The sequence below is a fragment of the Pseudomonas sp. Root562 genome, assembly GCF_001427125.1.
Classification (GTDB): domain Bacteria; phylum Pseudomonadota; class Gammaproteobacteria; order Pseudomonadales; family Pseudomonadaceae; genus Aquipseudomonas.
Genome location: NZ_LMGK01000025.1, coordinates 357,316 through 370,107, shown reverse-complemented (window position 1 = coordinate 370,107; position 12,792 = coordinate 357,316). Strand labels below are relative to the sequence as shown.

Here is a 12,792-nt window from a genome sequence, read left to right as displayed (position 1 = left end):
CGAGTTCGAGAAACCTCGGCAGGTTTCCGATGGACGTCGCTGGCCGTTCAAGGTGAGCGCGCAGACTCCGTTGGTGTTGTGCCGGTTCGCAGGTCTCGGCTTACGCGGGTTTGAATCTCGTAGGCAGGCGCTTCGACGGCGTTGTAATCACGGGTGTAACGACTGGCAAACTCGTGAACACCCCATTGCTGATATTGCTGCACATGCTTTAGTTCATGAGCCCACAGCGCGACATTGTTCTGCGCATCGTCGGCGCTGCGAAAGACGATGATGTCCACGAGCGTGACGGCGTTTATATCGGGATTCTGCAGCATGGTGTGTGCGGCATTCAGCTCTACGTCGTCGCCGACTTTATAGCGGACGGCATCAAGCACCTGAAGGTCGTAGTAGGGTTCGAGCTGCGCCCGGATATTCAGCGGGATAGTCTGCACGTCACCCATGGCGGCGGTATCGCGCGATTGCACGATCCAGTTCTCCAGCCCGGCGGCCGCCATCTGGTTCATGTTTTCGAAGACAGTCCCTAGCTCCCCCTCGGCGCCCGGGGCACAAAAACAAGCGACCACGCAGACCTGATATTGCCCGGCCGGGCAGGCGAACGCAGCGCAGGGAGCGCCGACGCAAAACAGCAGCAGCGCTGACCGGGCAACTCGACGTACAAGCGATTGTGGCATCAGCTTTTTGATTGCCTGTTCAACGCCGCTTCAGCCGCGGCGATTTCTGCCTGGCGCTTGAGGATGACATCCCCCACCGGCGGCCCTTGAAAGCGTCGGGCCTCAAAGCCGAACCAGACGATGGCCGTCAGCACCAGGAAACCGATGGTGATGTACAGCGCCCAATCGTTGGGTGGCTGAATGCCGATGACAAAAATGATCACCATCGAAAGCACCGACAGCAAGGCGAACACCGTGTACCAGAAGCGCCCCATGTTCCATGGCCCCATGGTTGGCCATTTCGAGGTGCCGTAGGCAAACAGGCCCAGCACGATGGGAATGATGAACGAGAAGAACAGGAAGATCACCGTGCAGGACACAACGATGGTGTAGACCGGTGTCTCACCGACCGAAATCACCGATGAACCCCAGTCGAACAATACGGCGAGCGTCGCCCCGGTCCATATGGCGGCTACCGGACTACGAAAGGTCGGCGAGACTGAGGACAGGGCTTTGGAGAAAGGCAGGCCACCGTCGCGGGAAAAGGCGAAGATCATCCGCGAAACCGAGGTCACCGTGGCCAAGCCGCAGAGCACCTGCGAGATGAAGATCGCCACGTACAACGCAAGCTTCAAAGTCGGGTTGACTTGAGTGTCCATGGCCCAGAAAAACACGCCCCAGCCTTTGCTCGCCGCCTCGTCCAGATTCGGCAGCATCAGCACGAATGAGCTGAGCATCACCCAACCGAACAACAGCGACCAGACCACCGACATGACCATGCCTCTTGGAACAGACAGGGCAGCATTGCGGGTCTCTTCGGAAGTGTGCGCGGAGGCGTCGTAGCCGGTGATGGTGTAGATCGGCAACAGCAGGCCGAGCATGAACACCCAGCCATTGGACACCGATGGCCAGACGTTGCCGCCAGCCTCGCCGGAATAGTTGCCGAACGTCACCAGCCGGGCGAATTCGTAACTGGGCGCCGAAATCAGGCAGACGATGGTCAGCGCCAGTGCGGTGGCGAAAATCAGGTAGCCGGAGAAGTCGGTAAGTCTCGCGGTCAAGCCGATTCCCAAGTGATTGCACAAAGCCTGGAGGCCGGTGAGGATCGCCAGGAAAATCACCCGGGTCGTGGTGGTGTCCTCCATGCCCAGTGCCGGACCGAAGGCGCCGAAGAAAAAGTAATAAGTGCCGACGTTGATCGCGCCGAGCACCGTCACCAGACCCAACAGGTTGAACCAGGCCGTGAGCCAGCCGGTGAAGCGGTTGCCGAGAATCGAGCCCCAGTGATACAGGCCGCCTGCGGTGGGGTAGGCCGAGGAAATCTGCGCCATGGCGAGGGCGAACACCCCGGAAATCAGGCAGCCGATCGGCCAGCCGATGCCGATCGAGGCACCGCCCGCGCCCGAGGTGCCCTGGGCGAGTGAGTTGATGCCGCCGGAGAGAATGCAGATGATCGAAAAGGAAATCGCAAAGTTGGAGAAAACGCCCATCCGTCGCGAGAGCTGCTGGGCATAGCCCATGCTGTGCAGCACCTTGATGTCATCGTCGTGCGGCGCCTCGGTGCCGGGCTGGCTTGCTGGGTTCATGTCGTGTGCCCCTTCAGGTTTTGAGACAGGCCGAACTGAGCCGCCGTAGGCTCGACCTGGTTTTCTGTAGGAGCGAGCAGGCTCGCTCCTACAGACGGCCGTGATATGCCGCTGCGAAAATCTGTGACGCGCCGTCCCGTGTCAGCGGCAACGGATTACCGCCCGCCGAAGGGTCGACAACGGCCATGTCTGCAATAAGCCCGGCCTGCTTGTCGTCCACGCCCAGCTCAAACAGCGTGTGCGGGACGGCAATGTCCTTGCGCAGTTTGAGGACGAAGGCCATGAAGCTGTCGAACCCCGGGGAGGGCAGGTGCAGGTAAGCCGCCAGGCGCGAGATGCGCTCCTCGATGGCCGGGCGATTGAACTTCAACACATACGGCATCAGCGTCGCATTGGTCATGCCGTGGTGAGTATCGTAAAGAGCGCCGATTGGATGGGCGAGGGCGTGCATCCCGCCAAGCCCTTTCTGGAACGCCGTGGCGCCCATCGCTGCCGCGGCCAGCATCTGCCCCCGTGCATCCAGATCGGAAGGCATGTGCACGGCGCGCACCAGAGCGTTCGCCACCAGGCGCATGCCTTCCACTGCAATGCCATCGGCCATCGGGTGAAAACCGGGCGCGCAGTACGACTCGAGGCAGTGCGCCAATGCATCCATGCCGGTGCCGGCAGTGACTTTGGCCGGCATGCCGACGGTCAGGGCCGGGTCACTGATGACCACGCGTGGCATCATTTTCGGGTGAAAGATGATGCGCTTGGTGTGGCTGCGATCGTCGATGATCACCGCCGCACGACCCACTTCGGAGCCCGTGCCAGCGGTGGTCGGCACCGCGATGACCGGGGCAATCCGGCTTTCATCGGCGCGGGTCCAGTAGTCGCCGATGTCCTCGAAATCCCAGACTGGGCGCGTTTGACCGCTCATGAACGCAATCAGCTTGCCCATGTCCAGGCCGCTGCCGCCGCCAAAGGCGACTACACCGTCATGGTTGCCCGCGCGCCAGGCATCGAGCCCGCCGGCCAGATTCGCTTCGACCGGGTTGGGCTTGAGGTCGCAAAAAAGCGCAGCGCCCAGCCCGGCGTCGCGTAAGGCATCCAGCGCGGCAGTAGTGATCGGCGCCCGCCCCAGGCCACTGTCGGTGACCAGCAGCGGTCGCTCGATGCCCTGGCTGCGACAGACTTCGGCCAGCTCGCTGATGCGGCCGACACCGAAGCGAATGCTGGTGGGGTAGTTCCAGTTTCCAGTCAGGCTCATGGCTCAGATCTCGTGGCGCAAATGGAAGGATTTGGCGCGGGTCAGGTGTTCATAGCCCAAGCGCGACAGGGTCACGCCGCGCCCACTGTTCTTCACCCCGGTCCAGGCCAGGGCGGGGTCCAGGTAATCGCAGCGATTCATGAACACAGTGCCCGTGTCGATGGCATCGCCCAGGTGTTCGGCCGCGGCGAGATCGCGGGTCCAGATCGACGCGCTGAGGCCGAACTCACTGTCATTCATCCAGGCAATCGCTTCGTCATCGCTGGCCACCGGCATGATGCCGACCACCGGACCGAAACTTTCATCACGCATGACCGACATCTGATGGGTGACATCGACCAACACCTGCGGCGCGAGGTAGGCGCTGCCCGGCACATCGGCGGTAAAGGCCTGCGGATCGATCAACGCCTTTGCACCCTGGGCCACGGCCTCGGCGATCTGGCCACGGACAAAAAACGCCGCGCCGGGTGTCACCAGTGGACCGAGGGTGGTGGCCTCGTCCAGCGGATTGCCCAGTACGTATTGGCGGGTCAACTGCACGAAGCGCTCGACAAACGCTGAGTAAATTGATTGATCGACGTAGATGCGCTCCACCGCGCAGCAACTCTGTCCGGAGTTGAAAAAGCTGCCGTCCACCAGGTTTTCCACGGCATGCTCAAGATTGGCGTCTGCCCGGACGTAGGCGGGGTCTTTGCCGCCGAGTTCCAGGCCCATGCCGAGAAACCTTCCGCTGGCGGCGCTTTCCATGGCCTTGCCTGCGTCCACCGAGCCGGTGAAATTCACCTGTTGCACACGTGCAGAAGCAATGATTGCGGCGGTCTGGGCATGATCGAGCAAGAGGTTCTGGAACACGCCTTCTGGCAGATTGGCGCGGCGGAAAGCCTCGGCGAACCGTTCACCGACCAGCAGGGTTTGCGAGGCATGTTTGAGGATGACGGCGTTGCCCGCCATCAGCGCCGGGATGACCGTATTCACCGCGGTCAGGTACGGATAATTCCACGGTGCGACCACCAGCACCGTGCCCAGAGGCTCCCGGTTGATACGGCGGCGAAAACCGCTGATCGGCGCAGGTTCGACCGCTGCCAGGGCCTGCGGCGCAATGGCGATCATATGCCGCGCACGTTCTTCGAAACCGCGCAGTTCTCCCGCGCCGAAGCGTACCGGTCGGCCCATTTGCCAGGCCAGTTCCGGGACGATCTGGTCTTTCATGGCCAGCATTGCGTCCACCGCAGCACTGCAAAAAGCCGCACGTTCGTTCAGTGGCCGACGTTTCCACTTCGCCTGGGCGATTGCGGCTGCCGCCAGTGCCTGCTCGAGCTGTTCCGCATCGACAGCTTGGCGTTCAGCGTAAACCCGGCCATCGACCGGTGAAACGAGTTCAATAGTCGAAGTCATGTCGATCTCAATAGCGCTCGAAACCGCGCTGCAGTTCCCAGTCGGTGATCCGCCGGTCGTACTCTTTCTGTTCCCATTCGGCGGTGTGCACGTAATGCTCGACCACCTCATCACCGAACGCTTCGCGCAACATGCTCGAGCCCTTCAGTGCGGCACTGGCTTCACGCAGGGTTTTGGAAACCTCAGGCAGCTGTTCATCGACGTAGGCATCGCCCTCGAAAGGAGGATCGAGGGTGAGTTTTTCGTCGATTCCGGCCAGCCCCGCGGCGATCAGTGCGGCGAAGGCCAGATATGGGTTGAGGTCGGCGCCGCCGATGCGGCATTCGATGCGGATCGATTTGCTGCTTTCGGCGCATAGGCGGAAACCGGCGGTGCGGTTGTCGCGGCTCCATACCGCGCGGGTCGGGGCGAAGGTGCCGGCCTGAAAGCGCTTGTAGGAGTTGATGTACGGCGCGAGAAAACAGGTGATGTCATTGGCGTACTTGAGCTGCCCGGCCACCCATGAACGCATCAGCTTGGACATGCCGAACTCGGCCTTGGGGTCGTAGAACAGCGGTTTTTTGCCGTTCTTGTCCCACAGCGAATTATGGATGTGGCTGCTGGAGCCAGCGGCGTCATAACGCCATTTGGCCATGAACGTTATCGCCTTGCCCTGCAACTGGGCGATCTCTTTGCAGGCGTGTTTGATGATGACGTGATTGTCGGCCATGGTCATGGCGTCGGCGTAGCGGATGTTGATCTCTTCCTGGCCAGGCCCCCATTCACCCTTGGAGTTTTCCACGGGAATGCCCGAGGCTTGCAGATGCTTGCGAATCGCCCGAAGCACCGGCTCTTCACGGGTGGTCTGCAGGATGTTGTAATCCTCGATGTAATGCCCGGCGGTTTTTGGCTTGTGGTAGTTGCGCTTGTGGATGGCCTCGTAACTTTCATCGAACAGGTAGAACTCAAGCTCGGAAGCGAACATGCCGACATAGCCGCGCTCACGCAGGCGCTCGATCTGTTTTTTCAGAATCGCCCTTGGGCTGTGGGGCAAGTCTTGCCGGTGGTGATGGTCGAGCACATCGCACAGCACCAGCGCCGTGCATTCCAGCCACGGCACTTTGCGCAAGGTACGCATGTCGGGTTTGAGGACAAAGTCGCCGTAGCCTTTGCTCCAACTGGCAGCGGCGTAACCTGGCACCGGCTCCATGTCGATGTCGTCGGCCAGCAGGTAGTTGCAGCAGTGGGTTTCTTCATGGCCACTGTCGATGAAGAATTCGACCTGGAATCGCTTGCCCACCAGCCGTCCCTGCATGTCGACCATGCACACCAGCACGGTATCGATCTCGCCGGAAAGGGCAGCACGCTTGAGTTCGTCAAAACTGAGGAATGGCTCGGTCATCACGGCAATCCTGCGCATTGTCTGAAACTGTCTGAGATAGCTGTTGCAGACGCTCTCCAGAAATTCCAACAACTGCCGCCGCGAGCATCGTGGGCAATAAGCTGATCCTAAGCTTAGCCTACTGTCGCTTTTCGCAAGTTCTCAGCCGTGCAGATTTTGCGGGATGGCCACCCAGGCCAGTGCAAACACTCATCAACGCACAACTCCAGGACTTGCCAGCGTCCGATCCACCAGACGGATACTGTCGCGTCCACCACGCTTGGATTCGTAAAGTGCGGCGTCGCCTTGCTCGATCAATGCCGCCAGACTGCTCGGCGGCTGGTCGAACAGACTGGCGCCGATGCTCAGGGTCACGGCTTGCGGCGTGCTGAATGACTGCACCGCCGCGCTGTGGAACTGCTCACGCAACGCATTGCCCATCGCCACGATTCGTTCGTTGGAGGCGTTGTTGAACAGGATGAGGAACTCGTCACCGCCCAGCCGTGCTGCAAGGGCGTCTTCGGGCACTACCGAACGGATCATCTCGCTCAGTGCAACCAGCAGTTTGTCGCCAGCGGTGTGGCCAAACAGGTCGTTGACCGGTTTGAAGTTGTCGATATCGATCAGCAGCAGGGCGCCTGGTCGAGCGCTGGAAACGTCGCGTAACAGGCGCGGAGCCCGCACCTCCAGGGCGCGGCGATTGTACAAAGCGGTCAGCGGGTCGCGTTCGGCCAGACTGGAGATGTGCTTCTCACGCCGGTATCGCTCGGTTCCGGTCATCGACAGCGCGATCAGCATGATTGCCATCACGCCCTCGACCAGGGAGATCTGAATGATCTCGCCACGAAAAGCCGCGAGATCTATCAGCGTGCCCGGTACCACCGCCGTCATTGATTTGATGAGATAGAACAGGCCATGACCCAGCAGCACATACCGCAGCTGACCTGCCCCCACACTCAATGACTTGCCGTGGGGGCGCAACAGGAAACTGGCCCGGAGCGAGAGCTGGGCGACCAGCAGTGAATTGGCCAGCAACATGATCTTTGACCACGACGGCTCATCCGGCAACAACAGCAGCGCCAGCCAGACGACGAACATCAAATACCAGGCACGGGACAGGCGCGCCTGGGTAAAGCGCGCCACACCCAGCAGGAAAAACCAGTGAGCTACCACCAACAGTCCGTTGGCGAACCAGATGCCGACCAGCAACAGCCCTATGCCACGCAGCAAGGCGAGGGTCGAGCCCACAGTGATTGTCGCGAAGCCTGCGCTCCAGAACAGCAGCGAGGGCTCCCGGATGCTCCGCCACTCGACAGCCAGGTACAGCGCGGCGGCCGCTGCCAGGGCAATCGAGAGGGTCAACATCGTGGGTGGGTCGAGCGCCATAGCCTTGCTGCCTTTCTGTTTACGGTCAAAAGGCGGGATTGTAAGCGTTTGCAGCGGTTTTTTGTGCGTGGCATAAAGCCACTGTGGGAGCGGGCTTGCCCCCTCCCACAGGGTTTGGAGGGTTACTCCCGCACGTTTTGAAAGAGCATCAAGCGCGAGGTTTCATGCATGCCGCGGGTCAGCTGCACCAGGCGTTTGAATTCTTCCGGATTCTGTTCGGCGACGTTGTCCGTGGGGGTCATCGAGGCCAGGTCGTGGAGTGTTGGCGAGCTGCCGTCGTGTTCCATTTGCACCATGTAATGTTGAGTTACGCCAGCAATCAACGGGAACGTTCCCTCACGCAATACCAGTGGTACCACACGCTCACCTTCGGGCGCCGGCTGCTGGATGTCACGCCCCATGCCGCCGTTGCGGAACTCAAGACCGGCCATGCCTGCCACGGTCGGCAGCAAGTCCACCAGGCCCACCGCTTCCTCGACCTTGCGCGAGCCGAGCAGACCCGGGGCGTGGATGATCATGGGCACGGCGTTGCTTTCCAGACCCAACTGCTCATAAGCGGGGGCCAGGTAAGGGATCTGCGCGATACGGGTGTTGTGGTCGCCAAACAGCACGAAAATGGTGTTGTCGTAGTAACCGCCGGCTTTGGCGATTTCCATCAGGCGTCCGATGTTGAAGTCCAGCAGGCGCACGGCGTTGTATTGCTCGACACTGCGCGAGCCAGCGGCCTGGACTTCTTCGAGGGTAGGGTGCTTGACCTCGAATCCATCATTGCTTTTGGGAATGGTGAAAGGACGATGGTTACCGGCCGTCTGTACATAAGCGAAAAACGGTTTGTCCTTGGGCAGCGCTTGCAGGATCCGGTCGGTTTCCTTGAACAGGTCCAGATCGGAAATGCCCCAGACGTCCACCACCGGCGATTTCCAGTCACGCTCCTCAAACAGGCGAACACCGTCGATGCTCTGGCGAATCAAGGCATTCATATTGGCCCAGCCGGAGTTGCCGCCGATGGTGTAGATCTTCTCGTAGTCGGTGAAGGCGTTGATCACTGAGTGCTGCCTGGTGATCAACGGGTTGCGTGTCGCGGTTTCCTGACGCGTGACGTCAGGCACCCCGGTAATGCTGGCCCAAACGGTTTTGGCGGTGCCGGTCACCGGCACGTAGAAGTGTTTGAAGAACCAGCTCTGGGTGGCCAGGCGATCGATGTTGGGGGTCGGATTGATCGGGTTGCCATAGGCACCGACCGCGCTGGTGCCCAGGGACTCAAGCATGACGAACATCACGTTTGGCGGTCGTGACCCCGCTACCTTGTAGGGCTGAGGCGCCTGGTGGCGGACGAAATTCAGCGATTGCGGGTCAGGCTGATCGACCCCCAGGTAGTTGGCCATGACCGAATAGTGTTCACGCACCTGCGCTTCGTCATAGCGGGACTGTCCAACCTTGACCGTGTCATAGAGGAAAATCACCGGATTCAGCCCCAGGGCGGCGATCTGGTTGTTGCCCGAGAAAAAGGCATCGCTCCAGCGCAGCGGGACGGGGTTTTCCAGGTTCATGTTCTCGACACGGCCCAGAATGCCCAGCAATACCAACACCACCATCACCGCACCGCCCCATGTGGCAGAGAGCGGGTGGATCGATTTGCGGTCGCGGTCCAGCGTCACGCGTTCCAGACGAACCAGGGCCAGTGTCACCAGTGCCAGCGTGACGAGCCAGCCCAGGGTAATCCACACCACCGGATAGGTTTGCCAGACCATGTCACGGGAGATTTGTGCGTCTTCGATAAAGCGCAGAACGGTGGCATTGATTCGCATGCCAAGGTACGCGTAGTGCCCGAAATCGATGATGTAGACCAGCAGCAGGGCACCCAGCGCCAGCACAATGTACAGGCGTGCGACCCAGCGCAGCAGGCGACTGCCGATGAGGTTCCAGCGCGGAATCCAGGCCAGCAGGGCCAGCGGCAGCATCACCAGGATGGCCAGGCGCAGATCGAAGCGAAAGCCGATGCCCAAGGTTTCAAGGACGGCATCGTCGCCGGACAGCGCTTTGGCGTCGAACCCGGAGAAGCCGGAAAAGAACATCACCCGTAGCAGGGCAAACAGCGCAAACAGTATCGCTGTGGCGCCCAGCCAGTAGTGCAGACGTCTCGATTGCAGCCAACCCATCCATGTTCCCCTGTTAATAATGTCGTCGAAGCTTAATGAGACCGGGATACGTTGCGTGCCGGAACTCGCCACTTGTTCAGGCGGCCATACAGTCCGCGCGTGAAAAGCAGCACAAGTGCAGCGCAGCAGTACAGACCCAGCAGCGGATCAACCAGGTAGTCCCAGTAGTTTTGCGAAGGTTTTATCCCGGCGATGAAGGCCAGGGTTGCGCTGGCCAGCATCGCCACGGCCAGAGGGTTGCGCAGGTAATACAGGCCCAGTGTGAGCAGCGCGAAGAAAACCAGCATCGGTCGCGGGCTGTAGCCGAAACGGTAAGGGTCCAGATCACTGAGCCCCAGTGTCGCCGGATACAGCACCAGCCCCAACACCGCGAACAGGATCAATACGCCGGTCTTGTTCTGCTGCGTAGGCGGCAGTATGTCGAGCCGGCGCAAGCAGCCCCATGCCATGAATACCAATGTGGTGATCGCCAGGTCATCGATGTGGCTGCGCAAGTACACGGCCAGTGACAGCCCGTCCAGCGGGATGAAACTGGCGGCCAACAAGGCCACCAGCAGGGCGATCCGCCCATGGCGGTTTAAACCGAACGATGGCAACAACAGAAAAATGATCATCGCGAAACTGACGTGGGCTTGCCAGAGATTGATCATTTGAGACGCTCGGACAGCCACGCATCGTTGAAAGTAACGTGCTTGATGAAGGTGTTGTTCCAGGAGTAGACCAAGTGATACATACCGTCGGGACTGCGGATGAAATAGGGGTATTCGTATTCAAACTCGCATCCCAGGGGGGAACAGACACGGGTGTCGAGATTGCTCAGGAACTTGGCCTCCAACGGTTGGCGCAGAGCGCCGCTGGAACCGCGAAATTCCTTGCCGATGATTTCCTTGTAGGCCTGCGGCGAAAACGGAGCCCCCGCTGGGTCAGGTGATTTGTCCAGGTCGCGCAACGAGCGCCAGTCGTCCATCTTGGCATCGGTACCATACAGACTCAGCTTGAAACGACCCTCCTGCAGGTCATTGAGTGCTACCAGCAAGCCGTGCTCGGGTGTCGCCACGGCCGCCAGCGAAGAGTTGGGGTTCGATGGGTCGAGCGGATAAGGCTCACTCCAGGTTTGTCCGGCATCTTCAGTGCGGGTGGCGAGTACACGGTGATGGGTGTTGCCGGCATATCGCAACAAGGCGATACCGCGCTGTCCATCGAGCGGGACCACCGTCGGCTGCAATGAATTCTTGCCGTGGCTGATGCGGTATTTGTCGATTACATCGCCGTCTGCGCTCAGGTAGAGGTATTCGGCAAACTTGCCCAGGAACTCGTGATAGACCGGCAAACCGATCGAGCCGTCGGCATGAAATACCGGCGCCGAGCGGACCAGCGTGCTGATGTTCAAGAAGGGCGACGTGATCAGTTGGCGCGGAGCGGACCACTGTCTGCCAAAGTCGTCAGACACCATCACGTTGACCGCGCTGCCGGCCCAACCGCCCATGGATACGGAGACATAGAACAGCCACAGACGATTATCCGGCGCCAGGGCGATCACCGGATTGCCCAGTTTACGAATATAGCGTTGGGTGCCTTGTTGGGTTGAATGGCGTGTGGCCAAGACTTGCTCTGCACCCCACTCACCGGTTTTCGCGTCGAAACGGGCGGAACGCACCTCTACATCGGCTGCGCCTTCGCGCGAGCCGGCGAACCAGGCGGTCATCAGGCTGCCGTCAGGCAAAGCGGTGACGGCCGAGGAATGCACGAAGTCGACCAGCCCGGACGAGGCAAAACGGCTGGTGTAGATGGGTTTGGCGACCTGATTGGCCACCGCCATCGCCGGTTTCATCAGGGCAAAAGAAGAATGAGTACTGGCAGGGTTGAGGAACCATGCGGTCGCAAAGATGCACACCAGTGCGAAATAAGCACCGACGGCAGGGACACCGGGAAGTTTGATGCGCATATAAGGCTAGGCATCTCTTGGCCCAATAAAGCGCGATAACCTATCAGTTGTAGTAGGCGATCAGGATTTCAGCGAGCCACTCATTTGTAAGTAGATGTGTTGGAGGCTCTAGGACGCTAGTGGAGGCCTTGAGCAGCGGTGGATCCGATCTGCTCCTGATCGTCGGTCACTTCCTTCCAGCTGTCATCCGGATCAAAGCGCTTCATCGCTCTTGCCAATTTCTCGCCCCCGGGTCCGAGGTCCTTTTCAAACACCTGGCCATCATGGCTGATCATGAAACTCATGACCCCGGTGTCATCGTATTTCGCCGGCCAGGCAATCAGGGCAAAGCCTCGGCTCATCTTGTCGCCAATGAGATAACTGTAGGCGCCACCCGGTGCGGAGGGGCCTTGGCCATCGAGGATGCGGAAGTTGTAGCCGTGCCAGTCTTCGCCGGCAATGGTTTTGCCGAACAACGGCCCCAGCGGGCTGATCTGGCCGCTGTCGTCGTCATCCCAATAGAGGCCGTCGTGCTGGCCGGGAGTGCTGAAGATCTTCTGCGCGTATTCGAGGGCGCCATCACCATCGTGATCGACTGAGGCGTAGTCCATCTGGGCGTCGTGGTACGTCAGCACCGATTGCACGGCGGCCAGTTCGTTGCGGCCGATTCGGCGTGCGCGGATTTCCCCGCTGCCAGCCTTGAGATCGAAATGCCAACCCTTGGCGTTCTTGATCATGGGAATAGGCAGCGTCCAGTGATCTCTGCCAACGGCCAGGTGCGCCTTGCGCTCGTTGGTTTTTTCAATGCTGTGTTGCTCGTGATACTGCTTGAGGAACGCATCCACGTCACTGCGTTGTACGCCTTCACGCGGGATGTAACTGCGCCAGTCGTCACCGAGCAGTTCTGTCAGGCGCGCCTGATCGGCGTGTTCCGTGCCCAGTGCTTCGACGAATGCTTGCGCGGCTTTTTCGGGTGTAGGAAACGCTTGCTGTGCCATAGCCATGCACGACCAGACAACGCCGGTGGTGATTGCCAGGACATGTGGCAACAAGCCCATGAAGGCCTTTACGCGACGATGGTTT

At 60.2% G+C, this 12,792-nt stretch carries 10 protein-coding genes; all 10 read right to left on the bottom strand.

The annotated features are described in order from the left end of the window. Positions 1 to 47 precede the first annotated feature (47 nt). Positions 48 to 671 (bottom strand): eCIS core domain-containing protein, encoded by a 624-nt coding sequence (locus ASD60_RS25300; protein ID WP_236708510.1) that lies wholly within the window; start codon positions 669 to 671, stop codon positions 48 to 50. Then, entirely contained in the window at positions 671 to 2,236 is a 1,566-nt protein-coding gene (locus ASD60_RS25295; RefSeq protein ID WP_056856604.1) for an amino acid permease, read from the bottom strand. Before ASD60_RS25295 ends, ASD60_RS25300 begins: the two co-directional genes overlap by 1 nt. 88 nt (positions 2,237 to 2,324) lie before the next feature. Continuing rightward, positions 2,325 to 3,485 (bottom strand): iron-containing alcohol dehydrogenase, encoded by a 1,161-nt coding sequence (locus ASD60_RS25290; protein ID WP_056856603.1) that lies wholly within the window; start codon positions 3,483 to 3,485, stop codon positions 2,325 to 2,327. 3 nt (positions 3,486 to 3,488) lie between these two features. Further along, the gene (locus tag ASD60_RS25285) at positions 3,489 to 4,880 is read right to left on the bottom strand and encodes an aldehyde dehydrogenase family protein (protein ID WP_056856602.1); all 1,392 of its coding nucleotides are present in this window, start codon (positions 4,878 to 4,880) and stop codon (positions 3,489 to 3,491) included. Between the two features lie 7 nt (positions 4,881 to 4,887). Further along, positions 4,888 to 6,261 carry a glutamine synthetase family protein gene (locus tag ASD60_RS25280; protein WP_056856601.1) on the bottom strand — a complete coding sequence of 458 codons (1,374 nt, stop codon included), beginning with the start codon at positions 6,259 to 6,261 and terminating at the stop codon, positions 4,888 to 4,890. A 192-nt stretch (positions 6,262 to 6,453) separates the two neighbouring features. Continuing rightward, the gene (locus ASD60_RS25275) at positions 6,454 to 7,626 is read right to left on the bottom strand and encodes a GGDEF domain-containing protein (RefSeq protein WP_056856600.1); all 1,173 of its coding nucleotides are present in this window, start codon (positions 7,624 to 7,626) and stop codon (positions 6,454 to 6,456) included. Between the two features lie 122 nt (positions 7,627 to 7,748). Continuing rightward, positions 7,749 to 9,785 (bottom strand): LTA synthase family protein, encoded by a 2,037-nt coding sequence (locus ASD60_RS25270; protein WP_056856599.1) that lies wholly within the window; start codon positions 9,783 to 9,785, stop codon positions 7,749 to 7,751. A 32-nt stretch (positions 9,786 to 9,817) separates the two neighbouring features. Next, the gene (locus tag ASD60_RS25265; RefSeq protein ID WP_056856598.1) at positions 9,818 to 10,435 is read right to left on the bottom strand and encodes a hypothetical protein; all 618 of its coding nucleotides are present in this window, start codon (positions 10,433 to 10,435) and stop codon (positions 9,818 to 9,820) included. Next, positions 10,432 to 11,730, bottom strand: a complete 1,299-nt coding sequence (locus ASD60_RS25260; protein WP_056856597.1) for a sialidase family protein — start codon at positions 11,728 to 11,730, stop codon at positions 10,432 to 10,434. The genes ASD60_RS25265 and ASD60_RS25260 overlap by 4 nt, the downstream gene beginning before the upstream one ends. 116 nt (positions 11,731 to 11,846) lie before the next feature. Further along, positions 11,847 to 12,767: a DUF2950 domain-containing protein gene (locus ASD60_RS25255; RefSeq protein ID WP_056856903.1), complete on the bottom strand. Its 921-nt coding sequence runs from the start codon at positions 12,765 to 12,767 to the stop codon at positions 11,847 to 11,849. Positions 12,768 to 12,792 lie beyond the last annotated feature (25 nt).

Excerpts from the sequence above, each read along its gene's own strand:
- ASD60_RS25300 (WP_236708510.1), bottom strand. The coding sequence starts at position 671 with ATGCCACAATCGCTTGTACGTCGAGTTGCCCGGTCAGCGCTGCTGCTG.
- ASD60_RS25295 (WP_056856604.1), bottom strand. The coding sequence starts at position 2,236 with ATGAACCCAGCAAGCCAGCCCGGCACCGAGGCGCCGCACGACGATGAC.
- ASD60_RS25290 (WP_056856603.1), bottom strand. The coding sequence starts at position 3,485 with ATGAGCCTGACTGGAAACTGGAACTACCCCACCAGCATTCGCTTCGGT.
- ASD60_RS25285 (WP_056856602.1), bottom strand. The coding sequence starts at position 4,880 with ATGACTTCGACTATTGAACTCGTTTCACCGGTCGATGGCCGGGTTTAC.
- ASD60_RS25280 (WP_056856601.1), bottom strand. The coding sequence starts at position 6,261 with ATGACCGAGCCATTCCTCAGTTTTGACGAACTCAAGCGTGCTGCCCTT.
- ASD60_RS25275 (WP_056856600.1), bottom strand. The coding sequence starts at position 7,626 with ATGGCGCTCGACCCACCCACGATGTTGACCCTCTCGATTGCCCTGGCA.
- ASD60_RS25270 (WP_056856599.1), bottom strand. The coding sequence starts at position 9,785 with ATGGGTTGGCTGCAATCGAGACGTCTGCACTACTGGCTGGGCGCCACA.
- ASD60_RS25265 (WP_056856598.1), bottom strand. The coding sequence starts at position 10,435 with ATGATCAATCTCTGGCAAGCCCACGTCAGTTTCGCGATGATCATTTTT.
- ASD60_RS25260 (WP_056856597.1), bottom strand. The coding sequence starts at position 11,730 with ATGCGCATCAAACTTCCCGGTGTCCCTGCCGTCGGTGCTTATTTCGCA.
- ASD60_RS25255 (WP_056856903.1), bottom strand. The coding sequence starts at position 12,767 with ATGGGCTTGTTGCCACATGTCCTGGCAATCACCACCGGCGTTGTCTGG.